At 73.1% G+C, this 15,709-nt stretch carries 9 protein-coding genes and 4 pseudogenes; 1 reads left to right on the top strand and 12 read right to left on the bottom strand.

Features of this window, described 5'->3' with window-relative positions:
• Nucleotides 1-15: 15 nt before the first annotated feature.
• Nucleotides 16-1,938 (bottom strand): annotated as a pseudogene (locus MMR14E_RS07690) (heavy metal translocating P-type ATPase); the annotation flags it as partial.
• Between the two features lie 174 nt (nucleotides 1,939-2,112).
• Between MMR14E_RS07690 and MMR14E_RS07685 the strand changes: the two are divergent.
• Nucleotides 2,113-2,724 carry a glutathione S-transferase family protein gene (locus tag MMR14E_RS07685; protein WP_331313547.1) on the top strand — a complete coding sequence of 204 codons (612 nt, stop codon included), beginning with the start codon at nucleotides 2,113-2,115 and terminating at the stop codon, nucleotides 2,722-2,724.
• Here the strand turns inward: MMR14E_RS07685 and MMR14E_RS07680 are convergent.
• The 11 genes and pseudogenes from MMR14E_RS07680 to MMR14E_RS07630 all read right to left on the bottom strand — a co-directional run bounded on the left by MMR14E_RS07680 (nucleotide 2,706) and on the right by MMR14E_RS07630 (nucleotide 15,401).
• Nucleotides 2,706-3,972: pseudogene (locus MMR14E_RS07680) on the bottom strand (ATP-binding protein). The gene MMR14E_RS07685 and the pseudogene MMR14E_RS07680 overlap by 19 nt on opposite strands.
• Nucleotides 3,973-3,991: 19 nt before the next feature.
• The gene (locus MMR14E_RS07675) at nucleotides 3,992-5,080 is read right to left on the bottom strand and encodes a lysylphosphatidylglycerol synthase domain-containing protein (protein WP_331313546.1); all 1,089 of its coding nucleotides are present in this window, start codon (nucleotides 5,078-5,080) and stop codon (nucleotides 3,992-3,994) included.
• Between the two features lie 151 nt (nucleotides 5,081-5,231).
• Nucleotides 5,232-5,842, bottom strand: a pseudogene (locus tag MMR14E_RS07670) (uracil-DNA glycosylase).
• Nucleotides 5,832-6,590 carry a PIG-L family deacetylase gene (locus MMR14E_RS07665; RefSeq protein ID WP_331313545.1) on the bottom strand — a complete coding sequence of 253 codons (759 nt, stop codon included), beginning with the start codon at nucleotides 6,588-6,590 and terminating at the stop codon, nucleotides 5,832-5,834. The pseudogene MMR14E_RS07670 and the gene MMR14E_RS07665 overlap by 11 nt, the downstream one beginning before the upstream one ends.
• Nucleotides 6,591-6,629: 39 nt before the next feature.
• A complete protein-coding gene (locus tag MMR14E_RS07660) occupies nucleotides 6,630-7,868 on the bottom strand; it encodes a glycosyltransferase family 4 protein (protein ID WP_331313544.1) in 1,239 nt (412 codons plus the stop codon).
• 310 nt (nucleotides 7,869-8,178) lie between these two features.
• Entirely contained in the window at nucleotides 8,179-9,051 is an 873-nt protein-coding gene (locus MMR14E_RS07655; protein ID WP_331313543.1) for a sugar phosphate isomerase/epimerase family protein, read from the bottom strand.
• Complete coding sequence (locus MMR14E_RS07650) at nucleotides 9,048-10,649, bottom strand: YcaO-like family protein (protein ID WP_331313542.1); 1,602 nt, start codon at nucleotides 10,647-10,649, stop codon at nucleotides 9,048-9,050. The genes MMR14E_RS07655 and MMR14E_RS07650 overlap by 4 nt, the downstream gene beginning before the upstream one ends.
• A gap of 182 nt (nucleotides 10,650-10,831) precedes the next feature.
• Nucleotides 10,832-11,827: a Gfo/Idh/MocA family oxidoreductase gene (locus MMR14E_RS07645; RefSeq protein ID WP_331313541.1), complete on the bottom strand. Its 996-nt coding sequence runs from the start codon at nucleotides 11,825-11,827 to the stop codon at nucleotides 10,832-10,834.
• The gene (locus MMR14E_RS07640) at nucleotides 11,827-13,008 is read right to left on the bottom strand and encodes a class I SAM-dependent methyltransferase (RefSeq protein WP_331313540.1); all 1,182 of its coding nucleotides are present in this window, start codon (nucleotides 13,006-13,008) and stop codon (nucleotides 11,827-11,829) included. Before MMR14E_RS07640 ends, MMR14E_RS07645 begins: the two co-directional genes overlap by 1 nt.
• Nucleotides 13,009-13,052: 44 nt before the next feature.
• Nucleotides 13,053-13,966 (bottom strand): annotated as a pseudogene (locus MMR14E_RS07635) (hypothetical protein).
• Between the two features lie 244 nt (nucleotides 13,967-14,210).
• Nucleotides 14,211-15,401 (bottom strand): inositol-3-phosphate synthase, encoded by a 1,191-nt coding sequence (locus tag MMR14E_RS07630; protein ID WP_331313539.1) that lies wholly within the window; start codon nucleotides 15,399-15,401, stop codon nucleotides 14,211-14,213.
• Between the last annotated feature and the right edge of the window lie 308 nt (nucleotides 15,402-15,709).

Raw genomic sequence — 15,709 nt, 5'->3', positions numbered from 1 at the left:
TGCATTCCTCTTCGTCGCCATGCTCGCCGACGGGGCCGCGCGGGCGCCGGCTTTCACGGGATCGGCCACCGCCAGGATCGCGGCGTGGCGGCCGTCGAGGACGAGGTGGATCGGGCTCCGCCCCGCGCCCGCCAGCGCCTCGGCACGGGCGGCGAGATCCGGGTCGAGGGCGATGCCGAGGCGCTCCAGGTAGCGCGGGGCGCCGAGGGCCACGGCCCGGCCCTCGACCCGTCCGGCGATCCCGAAGCCCGCCACCGCCTCGAAGCTGTCCGGTTCCGCCAGGTCGAGGCCGCGCTCGCGGGCGGCCGCCACGACGGCGCCGGCCAGCGGGTGCTCGGAGCGGGTCTCCAGAGCGGCGGCGAGGGCCAGCGTCGCATCCTCCGCGACGCCCGCGGCCGGGACGATCTCGGTGAGGCGCGGGCGGCCCTCGGTCAGGGTGCCGGTCTTGTCGAGGGCCACCACCCGCACGTCGCGCAGGCCCTGAAGCGCCGCGCCGTCGCGGAACAGCACGCCGCGCGCCGCCGCGCGCCCGGTGCCGACCATGATGGCGGTGGGCGTCGCGAGTCCCATGGCGCAGGGGCAGGCGATGATCAGCACCGCGACGGCGTTGACCAGGGCCGGACCCAGCGCCGGGGCCGGCGCCAGGATCAGCCAGGCCAGGAAGGTCACCGCGGCGATGCCGATCACCGCCGGCACGAACCGCCCGGTGACGCGATCGACCAGCGCCTGGATCGGCAGCTTGCCGCCCTGGGCGCGCTCCACCATGGCGGCGATCTGCGCCACCACGGTAGCGCCGCCGACGGCCTCGACCCGCAGGTCGAGGCTGCCGCGGCCGTTGAGCGTCCCGCCGACCACGGAATCGCCCGGGCCCTTGCGCACCGGCGCGGGCTCACCCGTCACCATGCTCTCGTCGACATGGCTGGTGCCGGAGACCACGGCGCCGTCCGCCGCCACCCGCTCGCCCGGACGCACCCGGACGACGTCGCCGAGGCGCAGGGTGTCGAGGGGAACCTCGGTCTCCGCTGCGTCGCGGACGACCCGGGCGGTCTTCGGCGTCAGGTCCATCAGCCGCGCGATCGCCTGACCCGTGCGCCCCCTGGCGCGGGCCTCCAGCGTCCGGCCGAGGAGGATCAGCGTGACGATCAGGACGCTCGCCTCGAAATAGAGGTGCGCCGCCCCCGCCGGCAGAAGGTCGGGCGCCAGGGTCGAGACCAGCGAGTACAGGTAGGCGGCGCCGGCCCCGAGGGCGACCAGGGCGTTCATGTCGGGATGACCGCGCAGCAGGCCCGGAACGCCCCGCAGGAAGAAGCGCCGCCCGGGGCCGGCGAGGACCAGGGTCGCCAGCGCGGCCTGGACCAGGGCCGTCACCGGGCCAGCGTGCAGGGCGGGCAGGAGGTGGCCGCCCATGTCGAGGACCACGACGGGCGCCGACAGCAGGGCGGCGACGATCAGGTCGCGGCGCAGGGCGCGCCCCTCCTCGGCCTGACGGGCTGAGGGGTCGACCGGGTGGCCGGCGTCGACCGGCCGGGCCTCGTAGCCCGCCGTCTCCACGGCCGCCACCAGCGCCTCCATCGGCACCACGCCCTCGGGATGGCGGATCGCGGCCCGGCCGGCGGCGAGGTTGACGCCGGCCCCGGTCACCCCCGGCACGGCGGCCAGCGCCCGCTCGACGCGGCCCACGCAGCTCGCGCAGGACATCCCCTCGACGGCCAGCAGGCTCTGCGTCTCGGGCACGGGGTAGCCGGCCTCCGCGAGCGCCGTCGCGACGTCGCCCGGGCTCGTCGCCCCGTCGAGGACGAGGCTGGCGCGGTGGGTGGCGAGGTTCACCGCCACGTCCCGCGCGCCGGGCAGCGCCGCGAGGGCGCGCTCGACGCGGCCGACGCAGGAGGCGCAGGACATACCCTCGACGGGGAGGGTCAGGGCGACCGATCGCGACATGGCGGTGATCCGGTTCGAGGCATCCATGCCCGGTCAGATGGGGCTTCCCATAATGGGAAGGTCAAGGGGTCCGCGGGCGACGCTCCGGAGCGGTCCGGCGGAGGCAGAGACGCCGTTGTCGAATCGCGCGCGCCCGGCCAAGGTCGCCGCCCTGCCGGAGCGACGGGGACACGGATGAGCGAACCGCTGACGATCTACGGCGACCCGGGTTCCGGGAACTGCCTCAAGGTCAAGTGGGTCGCGGCCCAACTCGGCATCCCGGCGGTCTGGCGCGACGTCGACGTCCCGGGCGGCGGGACGCGCAGACCCGAGTTCCTCGCCCTGAACCCCGCCGGCCGCGTGCCGATCGTCGTCCTGCCCGACGGCACCGTGCTGTCGGAATCGAACGCGATCATCGTCTACCTCGCGGAAGGCTCCGCGCTGGTGCCCGCGGAGCGCCTGCCGCGCGCCCGAATGCTGCAGTGGATGTTCTGGGAGCAGTACAGCCACGAGCCCTACATCGCGGTTCGCCGCTACCAGATCCACTATCTCGGGCGGGCGCCCGAGGATCTCGACCCGAAGCTCGCCGAGCGCGGCGCCGACGCCCTGCGGCTGATGGAGGACACCCTCTCGCGCTCGGCGTTCATGGCGGGCGAGACCCTGACCCTCGCGGACGTCGCCCTCGTCGCCTACACCCGCATGGCCCGCGAGGGCGGTTTCGACCTGGCGGCGTACCCGGCGATCCGCGCCTGGGTCGGGCGCGTCGAGGGCGGGCTCGGGATCGGCCCCTACGCCGGGCCGGCCTGATCGGCCGCGGGCTGCGGCGGCGCGGCGCCGTATTCCGGCAGGCTGACCCGCACGGTCGTCCCCTCGCCGGCCACGCTCTCGATGGCGAGGCGGCCGCGGTGGCGGTTGAGGCTGTGCTTGACGATGGCGAGCCCCAGCCCCGTGCCGCCGCGGGCGCGGCTCGAGGCGACGTCGACCCGGTAGAAGCGCTCCGTCAGCCGCGGGATGTGCTCGGGCGGGATGCCCGGCCCGTCATCGGCCACCGACAGGACGACGCGGCGGCCGAGCCGGGGGTCGTCCTCGCGGGCGAGCCCGACGCTGATCCGCCCGCCGCCGTACTTCACCGCGTTCTCGATCAGGTTCTCGATCACCCGCGCCAGCTCGTCGGCGTCGCCGGGGACCGCGTAGGGGCCCGCCCCCTCCTCCAGCCGGATCGCGGCGCCCCGCGCCTCGGCCGGCGGCCCCTGGGCGTCGACCATCTGGCGGGCGAGTGCCTTGAGATCGACCACCGCTGTGGGGGCGACGTGCTCGCGCAGTTCGATCCGCGACAGCGACAGCAGGTCGTCGATCAGCCGCGTCATCCGCAGGGCCTGGACGCGCATGATCTCCAGGAAGCGCTCCCGGGCCCGCGCGTCGTCGCGGGCCGGCCCCTGCAGGGTCTCGATGAAGCCGATCAGGGTAGCGAGGGGCGTGCGCAGCTCGTGGCTGGCGTTGGCGACGAAATCGACCCGCATCGCCTCCAGGCGCCGGGCCGAGGTGAGGTCGCGCAGGAACAGCAGCGCGCTGACGCCGGAGCCGTCGGGCATCGGCAGGGCGCCGATCTGGACATCGAAGGTCCGCTCCAGCGGCACCCGGGTCGACAGCGCGACGCGGCGCGGGAGGCCGGAACTCAGCACCGCCTCGATGCCGTCGAGGACCTCCGGGTCGCGGAGCGCGAAGGACAGCGGCCGGGCCTGATGCAGGGCCGGCAGCAGCGCGCGGGCGGCGGGATTGGCCTCCAGCACCAGGGTCCGCCGGTCGACCAGGATGACCGGATCCGGCACGTGGGCGAGCAGCGCCTCCGCGACGGCGTGGCGCGGCGTGGTGGCGGCCGGTCGCGGGACGGGGGCCTCGCNGGCCGCCGAGCCAGCCGCCCAGGCAGACCGCCGCGAGGCCGATCAGGATCAGCGGGAGGTCGAGTCGGCCGGACAGGGCGGCGGCGAGCCCGAACAGGCCCGCGGCGATGGCGGCGCCGGTCCAGGCGGGGGAGCTGCGCAGGCGGCCGGACATGGCGGGCGCGGCCGGCCGATCAGCGGGGTTCGGACTCGTCGTGCCACGCGCGGCCGGACGGTCCGGCCGTGCCCTCCGGCGGGCCGGGATCGCGGGCGCCACCCGCGCGCTTCACGATCTCGTAGAGGCCGAGCATCGCCAGGGCGGTCACGAACGGGACGACGTAGTAGCAGCCCCGGAACAGCAGCAGCGAGGTCAGCACCTCGTTGCGCGGGAGGCTCGACAGCGCGAGCAGGATCGTCGCCTCGAACACGCCGATGCCGCCCGGCGCGTTGGACGCGATGCCCAGCATGGCGGCGAGCACGTAGATCGCCAGGAACGTGGTGAAGCCGAGCGTCGTCTCCTGGGGCAGCAGCACGTAGAGCACCGCCGCCGCCGCGCAGACGTCGCCGATGCCGACGATCATCTGGCCGATCGAGACCGAGGCCCCGGGCAGCTCCAGGCGCCACTGCTTGACGGTGATGCTGCGCTTCTTGGCCGAGACCCAGGCGAGGTAGCCGAGCACCAGGGCGAGCGCCGCGAGGCCGACGCCCTGGTTGATCCGGATCGACGTGAAGGCGAGCCCGGCGAGCTGGCCGGCCTCGATGATGAGGCTCAGGCCCAGCACCACGCCCATGCCGAGCCAGAAGGTGAAGCCGGCGATGACGGTGAGCGCGGCGATCTTGGCCGTCGAGAGCCCCTGCCGGGCGTAGATCCAGTAGCGGATCGTCCCGGCGGTGAGCAGCGGGAAGCCGAGGGTGAAGCTCACGGCGTAGCTCGTGAACGAGGCGAGCGCGGTGATCCGGTAGGGCACCTTGATCTTGAGCTGGCGCAGGGCCAGCGCGTCGTAGCCGGTCAGGAACAGGTAGCTGACGCCGACGAATAGGAAGGCGAGGCCGAGCTGCTCGGCGGTCGCGGCCGCGATGGCGCTGCGCACCTCCGCCCAGCTGACGCTCTGCACGAGCTTCCACAGGACGCCGAGGGAGACCGCGAACAGCACGATGCTGGCCGCCGTGCCGATCCAGGCATAGCGGCTGCTCAGGCTCTTCCGCTTCGAGCCCCCTTCGGCATCGTGCTGGACCGGCTCGACCGGCTCGGCCGGTCCCCGGTGCTGTCCCTGAAAATTCATGCCGATCGGCGTCCGCCCTTCCGGCTGCGCGGCCCGGCCGAAGGCCGTCAGCCCGTGCCGGAATCTCCCGGACCGCGGCCCGTTGCCCCGCATGTAGGCCGAACCGGGGCGCAAGGCCAGGGAAGGCAGGCCCGTGACGGGCGATCTATCCTCAGCCGGAGGTTCGTCCGAGGATCGCGGCCGCCTCCGCGAGGCCGCGCCGGATCCGCGCGGGCACTTCCGGCGCGGTGCAGACATAGGTCGGGCTCGGGTACGGCACGCGGATGACCGGCAGGTCGGCGCGGAAAACCGCGAGGGCGGGCGCCGCCTCCCCGGCGAAGCGGCCGGCCAGCACCGCCACGGCGAGGCGCGGCAGCAGGTCGAGGAGCGGGGCCAGGTAGGGCGCGGCCGCCGCGACCTCCGCCCGGCGGGGCGCCCGGTTGCGGGCGCCCTCGGCGTGGATGAGCCAGGGGACCGCGTTCCAGATCAGCGTGTCGGCCCGGCTGAGCCCGGCCTCGGCGAGGAAGCGGAACAGGTTGGCGGCGGTGCCGTTCGCGCTGTCGCGGGTGACGAAGCCGGTGCGCAGGACCGCCGGGCCGGGGGTCTCGAGGAGGAGGAGCATCCGCGCGCCGACGCCGCCGTCCAAGGGGTCGGGCGCCGGGACCGGGGCGCCGCGCTCGGCCGCGATGGTCGCCGCCAGCGCCCGGATCGGGGCGATGTGGGGGCTGTCGATCAGGGCTCCGGATCGGCCAGCGCCTTCGGCGCCCGCGGCTCAGCCGGCATCGAGACCGGGGATCGCGGGGCCGAGGCGGCCGGACCGGCGGAAGCGCTCGGTGCCCTGTTCCCGGGCGAGGCGCGCGTCGAGGCCGGCCACGCCGCCGAACTGGAAGCCGATCTGGCTGGCATAGGCCGCGCAGGCGGCGCGCTTCCGGGCCTGCGCGTCCGGGGCGAGGCGCATCGCGGGCTCGGCGAGGTCGGCGAACAGGTCGGCGAGGGGTTCCTTCGGGGCGGCCTCCCGCACCGTGTAGGGGAAGTCGCGCCACCACAGGATCGGCTGCGCCGGCGCGAGGCCGCGCAGCGCCCGCACCGCCTGGACGTGATCGACATGGCCGCCGATCGCCTGCGGGGCGAGGAGGAGGTCAGGGCCCTCCGCGGCGATCAGCCCCGCGATGGCCGGCGCCAGATCGGCCGCGACGCAATCGTCGGCGCGGGTGTCGGCGAAGAGCTCCGGCGCCGAGCCGTAGCCTCGGTGCGGTGCCTCCCGGAACGGCAGGTGGACGGGCGGCGCGATGCCGAGCGCCGCGGCCGCGCGGACATCCTCGTCCCGGCGCAGGGCCATGTAGTCGATCTCCGGTCCCAGCCCCTTGTCCAGCTGGCAGGCGAGCGCGAAGCCCCTCGGCTCGGCGACGCTGCCGGTGAACAGGGTCGCCATCACCACGCGCCAGTCAGCTTGCGCGAGGCTTGCCAGGAGGCCGCCGCACGAGAAGGCCGCGTCGTCGAGATGGGGCGAGAGGGCGAGCGCGGTGGGCATCGTTCGGGTGCGACGGTCTCGATGGGTTCCAACCCGCGCTCAGAGCAGGTGCGGCTCGGCGCGGAAGCGGCAGGTCGGATCGTGGGGCAGGTCCGGCGAAAAGCCGGTGGCCGGCCGCTCGCCGCGCACGCGGGCGTAGACGTCCATGATCTGCCGCCCGACCGCGTGCCACGAGTAGACCCGTCGGCACTCTTCCAGGCCGGCCGTCGCGATGCGGCGGCGCAGATCCGCGTCCGCGATGACCCGGGTGAGCGCGGCGGCCTGCGCCGGGACGTCGCCCGGGTTGACCAGCAGCCCGTTCTCCCCGTCGCGCAGGCAGTCCGAGACGCCGACCGCGTGGCACGAGACGGTGGCGAGCCCGGCCGCGAGCGCCTCCAGGATCGTGTTGGAGAAGCCCTCCGCGTAGGTCGGCGAGACGAACACGTCGGCGTGGCGGTAGAGGTCGGGCACGGAGCCGTACTCGGCGTAGCCCGTGAAGGCGATCTCGCGCTCTGAGAAGCCGCGCTCGGCGGCGAGCGCCTTGGCCGGGTCCACGTCGGGTCCGATGCCCGAGATGGTGGCGGCGAACGGCGTGCCCTGCGCGCGCAGGATCGCCAGGGCCTCGATGAAGTCGAGCACGCCTTTCCGGCGGTCGACCCGGCCGTGGTAGAACAGCCGCACCGGGCCGGCATGGGGCGCCGGCAGCCCGTCGGGCGTGCCCTGCGCGAACCGGTCGGTGTCGACCGCGCCGGGCACGATCGTGAAGCGGGCGGGGTCCGACCCGAGCCGCTCGCAGACCTCGTCCACGAAGGAGGCGCCGCCGATCAGCAGCGCGTTGGCGTGGGCCAGCACCTCGCACATGGCGACCCGGTGGGTCTCGCAGCAGGAGCCGACCCAGTGGCCGTCGCCGCCCTGGATCGAGACGACGCTCGGCACGCCGAGTTCGCGCGCGGCGAGCAGGACGGCCCAGCCGGTGGGGTAGCCGTACTGGGCGTGCAAGATGTCGAAGGGTTGTCGAGCGTGCTCGCGGCAGATCGCGTCCACCATCGCGGCGATGTCGCGCTCGAAATCGCCCGACGCCTGCTCACCGAGCTGCTCCAGGCCGATCACCCGCACGCCCGGCACCGGCGGGGGCGGCCCGCCCCCGTAGACCCGGGTGCCGAAGGCGTCGCCCCGGTACTGCGAGATCATCGTGACGTCGTGGCCGGCGCCGACCAGCTCGCGCAGCAGGTTCTGCGCGTAGACGCTCATGCCGGATATCGCCGGGAAGTAGCGGCGGCTGAGGAAGAGGATTCTCATCGTTGCACCGTGGGGCGCAGTCCGTTGGTGGCGGAGCACGACCTGCCCCGTCTCTCGTGCGGGCGAGGGTTAGGGTGAGGGACGAGAGATCTCAGGACAAAGCGCACCAACGACGTCTGCGTCGGTCGCGCTTCATTCGGACAGTTCTCACCCCTCACCCTGTCCCTCTCCCGCGCGGGAGAGGGGACCTGCGCCCGCTCCTGAAGCAGCGTGGTCGCAACGGACACCAGCATCAGCACGCCCGACGGGAGCCGAGGCCCGCGCCATGCCGAGACGGTGGTCTGCGTGTGATCAGCTGAAACGGCCATGCTCACTGCCATTGCCGCCGCGTCTCCTGCTCGCCGGCGAGCACCGGCCCGGGGCGCCGGCAGCCGCGGAGGTACTCCAGCGCCTGCGGGATCATCACGTCGGCCCGGTGGCTCTCGCGGGACAGCTCGACGCAGATCAGCTTGCCGAAGCCGACCTCCTCCAGGGCTTCCAGCACGCCCGGCACGTCCATGTCGCCCTCGCCGAAGGGCAGGTGGATGTGGCTGCCGCGCTTCATGTCCTCGATCGCCACGGTGCCGATGCGGTCGGTGAATTCCCGCACGGCCGCCGCCGGCTCGCGCTCGCCGGTCACGAGGCAGTGGCCGGTGTCGAGGGCGAGCTTCAGCCCCGGCACGTCGAGCGCCGCGTAATCGTCGAGCGTCTCGATCAGCATGCCGGGCTCGGGCTCCAGGCACGGCACGACGCCGGACTCGGTCGCGAAGGCAGCGACCTCGTGCAGCCCCTCCTCCAGCCAGCGCCGGGCCTCGCCGTGATCGACGCCGGGCTTCGGCACGCCGGCCCAGAACGAGACCGCCTCGGCGGAGAGCATGGCGCCGATCTCGATCGCCCGCTTGAGGAAGCCCACGCGCCGGGCGCGGCCCGCGGCGTCGGCGGTCACCAGCGTCGGCTCGTGCTTGGCGGAGGGATCGAGCAGGAAGCGGGCGCCCGTCTCGATGACGCAGGTCAGCTCCAGCTTCTCCAGCAGGCTCGCGACCCGGCCGGCTTCCGCCGCCCAGGTGTCGGAGAACGGGTCGAGGTGGTGGATGTCGAGCGTGAGCGCCACGCCGTCGTAGCCCGCCGCCTTGATCAGGTGGATCGCGTCGTCGAGGCGGTGATTGGCCGCGCCGTTGGTGTTGTAGGCGAACCGGAGCGTCACGCCGCCCTCCCTTTCCGCTGGGCGAGGCGGAACGGCGCGTGGTGCGATTCCGGCTCGCGGTAGAGCGGATAGTGCCGCCCGACGATCCGCTCGGCCAGGGCCACGTCGAACAGCGGCTGGCCGCCGAACCGCTCCAGGGCCTCCGGCGTGAGGCGCACCGGCCGCAGAGTCTCGCTCTCGGCGCCGAACTGGATCAGCGGGTGGTCGCGGTCGAGAAGCTTGCGCGTATTGCGCTCGCCGATCCGGTAGTAGCTCATGGTCTCGACCTCGAGCCCCGGCACGATCGCCTTCACGACGCCGACCCCGCCGCCGGGCGGCGTGCAGTCGACGTAGAGCACGTCGAATCCGGCCTCCAGCAGCCGGTCGCAGGCGATCTTCCCCCGCGCGTGTCCGTCCGAGGCCTGTGTGGAGGGCAGCTCTGAGAACCGCTTGGTGCTCCGCTCCGAATACACGGTGTCGGCCAGCACGCCGCGCAGGTCGGCAGCGGGCATCTCGATCCATTCGAGCATCGCCTGCAGGGCGCGGCTCTCCTCGAGGTCCAGGCTGGGCAGCGCCTTCTGGATGAAGGCGTCGATGTAACCCGGTGGGGTTACCGTGGCGGCCATGTCGAGGGGGCCGTGGCCGAAGGTCTTGCGCACCCGGGCGGCCTGGAACTCCAGGAGCGCCTTGCGCAGAGCCCGCTCCCGGTCCGGGTCACAGGCCTCGCCGCAGGCCGAGAGGGCGATCGGCGCCGGGGTGCGCGCCGGATCCTCGTCGTAGCCGACGACGTAGAGATTGGTCAGGCCGAACTGGTCGGTGGCGAATTTCGGCAGCGCCCGGATGCCGAGTTCCTTCAGACGGGCCAGCATCGCGGCGTTCTCCGGGCCGATGCCGTCGAGATCGAGCATCACGCCCTGGTCGAGGGCCCGGAACAGCAGGCCGTTGCCGTCCCGCTGGAGCAGCTCCAGCACGCCGTGGCCGAGCGCGAAGGGCACGTCGGGCCCGGCGCCGAGGCCGTTGGTGATCAGGTTGGTGAAGGGCTTGTAGCCCTCCGACAGCTCGAAATAATCGGTCGCCGCGACGTCGAGCGGCATCAGCACGATCTCGCCGGTGGCGTGGCGGACGCTCGGCGTCCATTCCAGCTCCGTGTCGCGGCCGACCGGGGAGCCGGCGGGCAGGCAGAGGGTCAGCGGATCCGCGACGGATTTCGTGCCGTAGACGCGAGCCAGATCATTGTAGCTCGCCCGCTCCTTGGCCCGCGGCAGCACCGCGAGGGACGGCATCAGGTTCTCGGCGATCTCCGCGACGGCACCGATCAGCGCCTCGTCGTCGGTCGCGCCGTAGCCGATGCCGGAGGGCATCGCGCCGACGAAGAACGGGTCGTCGAGGAACAAAGCCACGAACCAGACCGGGATGCCGGTGCGGTCCAGGGGCGCCAGGGGGAAGCCGACGACGCGCCCTTCCGGCAGGACGTCGAGATAGGCCCTGACGGGATCGGGCAGGGTCCCGGGCAGGCCCTCGATCGGCCGCGCGGCGCCGAACCGATAGGGGCGCGGCGCCTTGATCCGCGCGTGGCGCGCCCGGTCGTCCTGGTCGTGGAAGGCGTCTGCGTTGCTCACGTCGTGTTCCCGTCTGCCGCGACCGCCTGCCTTCCCGGCTCCGTCCCCCCTCGTCCTGAGGTGACCGCGAAGCGGGCCTCGAAGGAGGGCTCCTTCGCAGCCTCCGCCGCGCTCCGGCACCTCAGGATGAGGGGGTGAGTGGGAGATGCTTGAGTCGGTCGCGTGATCGAATGTCCTGTCCGCTACCCCTGCCCGTAGGCGCGGGCGACGAGCCGCATCGTGTGAAGGTCTCGGGGCGCCGAATACGCGACCCGCTCCTCGGGCCGGCGCAGGGCCGAGCCGAAGGCGCGCACCTGCTCGGTGAAGGGTGAGCTGTCGGCGTCGAAGGCGAGCGCTTCGGAACGCCCGCCGGCACCGTCTACGAAGGTCAGCGACCCGCCGGCGGTCTGGCCCATTGTGTTCTCGGCCACGAGCAGGCCCTTCGTGCCGACAACCTCCAGGCGGCGGCGGGGCAGCGCGTCGGGGCAGTTGTAGGCGACGTGCAGGCTGGCCAGCGCGCCGCTCGGCGTGCGCCCGATCAGCAGGGCGCCGTCGTCGACCGCGTAATCCTGGGCCTTGGTCTGGGTCAGGGCCGCGAGGTCGGCGATCGGCTCGCCGAGCAGGTAATCCACGAGGTCGAGCCCGTGCGGGGCGAGGTCCATCAGCGCACCCCCGCCGGCCTGGGCGGCGTCGATCCGCCAGTTGGGCTGCCCGGCCTCCGACCAGTCGCGCCCGAGCCAGCAGGCGTAGACGATCCGCACCGCCGTGACCGAGCCGAGCCGCCCGGCCTCGACCTGAGCGCGAATCATCCGATGCGCCGGGTGGTGCCGCTGGTCGAACGCCGTCCCGTAGAAGATGTCCTCCGACTCGACCGCGCGGACCATGGCCTCGGCGTCGTCCAGCGTCGCGGCCATCGGCTTCTCGCACAGGATCGCCTTGCCGGCGGCGGCCAGCGCCTCGACGGCGCCCCGGTGCAGGTGATTGGGCGTCGCCACGTAGACGGCCTCGACGTCGGGTTCCGCGATGAGGCCGGCGAGATCGGCATGGGCGCGCGCCCCCGTTCGCTCGGCCGCGGCGCGGCTCTCCGGGTTCGGATCGCTGACCGCGACCAGCCGGTGCCCGGCGGCACGGATGCCCGGCTCCATGTAGTCGCGGGCGACCCAGCCGTAGCCGACGATGCCCCAGCCGACCGCGTCCATCACCAGCGCTCCGGCAGGTCGACGAACTCGCGGACGCGGACGCGCTGCGTCTCCTGCACGTCGAGGTCCTCGGTGAAGGTCAGGTGCTCGGGGCCGGGGGAGTGCAGCGGATAGGTGGCGCGGGGTGCGTATTCCGCCTCGTAGCGCTCCGAGGGCCAGCGGACGACGTAGCCGTCGCCCTCGGGCACGTAGAGCGGGTTGAGCCGCAGAACCGTGCCGGGCTTCGGCAGGGTCAGGCCGTCGACCAGGGCGCGCGGCGCCGGGCGCATCCCGGGGCCGCAGACCACCGAGAACGCCTCGCAGGTTCGCAGGGCGGCGGGATCCTGCGGGCCGGGCGCCCGCGCCTCGACCAGCGCCCGGGTCAGCTCCGCGTCGTCGTAGACCAGGGCGTCGGGGAAGAACTCGGCGATCTCCTCCGCGGTCACGGCCCTGCCGGCCGAGAAGCCCGGGCAGTCGCGGTTGTGGATGTGGCTGAGCGCCAGCCAGCCGTCGTCGCCGGCGTTCTGGCGGAGGCTCTCGAGGAGCGCCGCCTTGTCGTCGAGGAAGTAGAAGGCGTCGTTGCAGACGACGAGGTCGACCGGCGCCCCCGGGATCGGCCAGTGGGGCGAGCCGGCGTCGAAGCAGACGAGCTGCGCCTTCTCGCCGACGACCCAGTGGCGCGCGACCCAGAGCTTGGCGAAGACCACGTCGGCGCCGGCGACCCTGCAGCCGCGCCGCTGCAGCTCGCGCAGGTAGTGGCCGATGCCGCAGGCGAACTCGAAGACGCAGACGGGCTCGTTCCAGTGCGCCTCCAGCAGCGACAGGCCGGCCAGGAAGGTCGGGTCGCTCCAGCGGTGCAGGAAGTAGTCGCCGACGCGGCCCCAGCCGAGCAGGTCGACCGCGTCGCGCAGGGTCGCCTCGCGGCGCGTCCTGATCAGCCGGATGATCCCGGCGGGATCGGCCGGCGGCCCGTTCCACCAATCGTCCTGATCGACCAGCAGGGCGGCCAGCGCCTCGTCGGGCTCGCCGGCGTCGAGATGGGCGAGCACCCGCTCGACCAGGGCCGCGCGGTCGATCCGCAGGTACGGGATGCCGTCGATCACGGGCCAGCGCGCGCCGGTCTCCGCGTCGCGGAGGGCGTGCGGGCCGTCGGCCTTCAGCGGGTTGCCGGTATCCGGCGAGAGGATGTCGAACGGGATCATGGTTCTCGGGGCCGCCCGGGCAGATGGGCGACCGGGTCCGGCGATCAAGGGATGCGCATGTCGGCGAGGACACGATCGTGGAAGCCCTTCACCGGGCCGGCATGGACCAGCTCCCACTCGTCGAGCACCATCGCCATCGTGGTCGAGGCCCCGCGGAGATGCTGGGCGATCTGGAGGACGCGGTCGATGCAGTCGGCCGCGTGGAAGGCGCGGCCCTCGGCCGTGGCGTCGTCGGGCAGCACCGCGCGGGCGCGCTCGACCTGGGCCCGCAGGGGCTCGGCGAGTTCGGCGAGCGCCCAGGCGGTGGTGGTCGCCATGATCGGCCCGAGATGGTCGCCGAGCAGCATCTCGCCGGTGAAGCCGGCATCCGGCATCGCGGCGTTGTGGAAGTGGTGGGCCATCGCGGCCAGGAAGACCGTGCCGGGATCGGCCCGGTAGAACGGGCTGAGACAGACGCCGTAGACCGCCACGATCAGGCAGTGCTCGGCGTGGTTCTCCGGCGGCTCCAGCAGGATCCGGGCGCGACCGGGACAGGTGACGCCCGCCCGCGGCTGCTGTGCCAGGGCGGCGACGAAGCCCGGCAGCNCGGACGCGGCGCGAGCCGCGCGCGCAGGCGGTCGCGGAGGTCCGGATCGAGGTCTCCGGTGACGGCGTCGAAGCCCGCGACCAGCACCGCGGAGGCGTCCGCGTCGGAGAGCCCCGCCGCGGTCAGGAAGGCCGCGTCGAGGTCGCAGAGGCGCGTCGCCGCCAGCGTGACGGCCGCGATGTCGAGGGCGACGTCGTCGGGCGCGGCGCCGCCGGTGAGCAGCCCCCAGCCCTGGGCGAACAGCCGCTCGGCGATCGACCCCTGCCGGCCCGCCGAGTGGACGCGCTTGAGGTCGTTCATCTCGACCATGAGGTCGCGCAGCGCCTCGGGCGCTGCGGCACCGGATTGCGACGGGTGGTTCTCGCGGAGCATCATTTCTCTCGGCCGGATGAGGCTCGGGGCCTCACAGGCGGCTGGGGCGGACGCGCCCGTCGTCCGGTCGGACGCGGGTCCCCTCTCCCGTGCGGGAGAGGGACAGGGTGAGGGATGCGACCTCTCCGGAAAGACCGGGTCCCTCACCCGAACCCTCTCCCGCACGGGAGAGGGGCCGGCTCCGGCCCGTCGTCGACGACGCCGCCGGACCGAGATCGTGCCGTGGTCGTCGAAGCGGGATGCCTCAGTGCACGCCCAGCCAGTCGCGGAGCATCTGCTCCTGCTTGCCGAAGGCGTGCTCCGGGCCGTGGCCGTTCTTGACCATCGGCGCCTTGAAGAAGGTCGAGAGCTGCTCCTGCACGCCGCCGTCGCCGCGCTTGTGGGCGAGGTCGAGGACGCGGGCGATCTCGATGACGAGCGGCGCCGCCAGGATCGAGTCCTTGCAGAGGAAGTTGACCTTGATCTGCATCCGCTGGCCCATGAAGCCGGTGACGTCGATGTTGTCCCAGGCCTCCTTGTCGTCACCGCGCGGGCGGTAATAGTGGATGTGCACGAGGTGGTCCTCGACCGGATAGCCGAGGATCGAGTCGAGCACCGTGCCCTTGGTGTTGAGCTTCGACTGCAGCGAGTTCGGGTCGTTCAGCGCGAGGCCGTCGCGGTTGCCCAGGATGTTCGTCGAGAACCAGCCGTCGACGTGCAGGGCGCGCGCCTTCAGGGCGGGGGCCAGCACGGTCTTCATCATGGTCTGGCCGGTCTTGCCGTCCTTGCCGGCGACCGGGACGTTCAGCTCCTTGGCGAGTTCCAGGAGCGCCGGGACGTCGGCGGCGACGCTCGGGGTGAAGTTGGCGTAGGGGATGCCGCTCTTGATCGCCGCGTAGGCGTAGAGCATCGCCGGCGAGATCGCCTCGTCGCTCGAATCCAGGCCCTTCTCGAAGGCGGCGGTGGAGTTCAGGGTCGGGTCGTTGAGGTCGGGCCAGCGCTCCGTGGAGGCGAGGTTCACAACGACCACGTCGTCGAGGTTGCTCTCCTTCTGGAAGCGGCGGAGATCGTTGGCGATCACCGAGACCGCCTCGCGGTGGTCCTTGGCGACGATCCGGTTCTGGCCGTCGATGTTCTTGCAGAACTTGGCGCTGCCGACCGCCGGCCACGGCGTGATGCCCTTGAGCGCCTGCGCGCCGGTCTCGATGTCGTCCTTCGAGAGCACGCCGTGCCCGCCCGCCGCGGAGGCGAGGTCGTCGCCGTTCAGGTCCCAGCCGCCGAAGACGAGATCCTTGTAGTCGGCCATGCCGGCCACGGAGAGACCGGCGAGCGGCAGCCCGTCGAGGCGGTTGGAGCCGGATTTGATCATCTCGATGCCGGCGATGGCGGTGGTGGCGACGGCGCCCCCCATGCCAACGAAGGCGACACCGACGCGGCGACCGGACTGCATGCTCATCGGAAAATGATGTCCTTGTGGGGACGCGGGTGGCGTCTTGAAGGGTCCGTCCGAGGACGGAAGTTCGCCCCCCCCGGGGCCGTACCTAACTGGCTCCGCGGTGCTCCGTTCCAAGCCGAATGCGACAACATCGCCCCGCCGTCGTCCCGCGCGCGGCCGGCCGCCGGCGCGCGGGCGGCGTTAACGCGGCCCTAAGGGGCAGGGTTAACCCTTCCTTGACCGTGCCACGCTTGGATCACGGGGCCGTCCCATTCTGGTCACGGCGGGCGTCGATAGGGCCGCCGCTTCCAGAAGAAACCCGGCCGACA

This window comes from Methylobacterium mesophilicum, assembly GCF_036441335.1.
Taxonomy (GTDB): domain Bacteria; phylum Pseudomonadota; class Alphaproteobacteria; order Rhizobiales; family Beijerinckiaceae; genus Methylobacterium; species Methylobacterium mesophilicum_B.
This window is presented reverse-complemented; position numbering and strand designations above follow the sequence as displayed.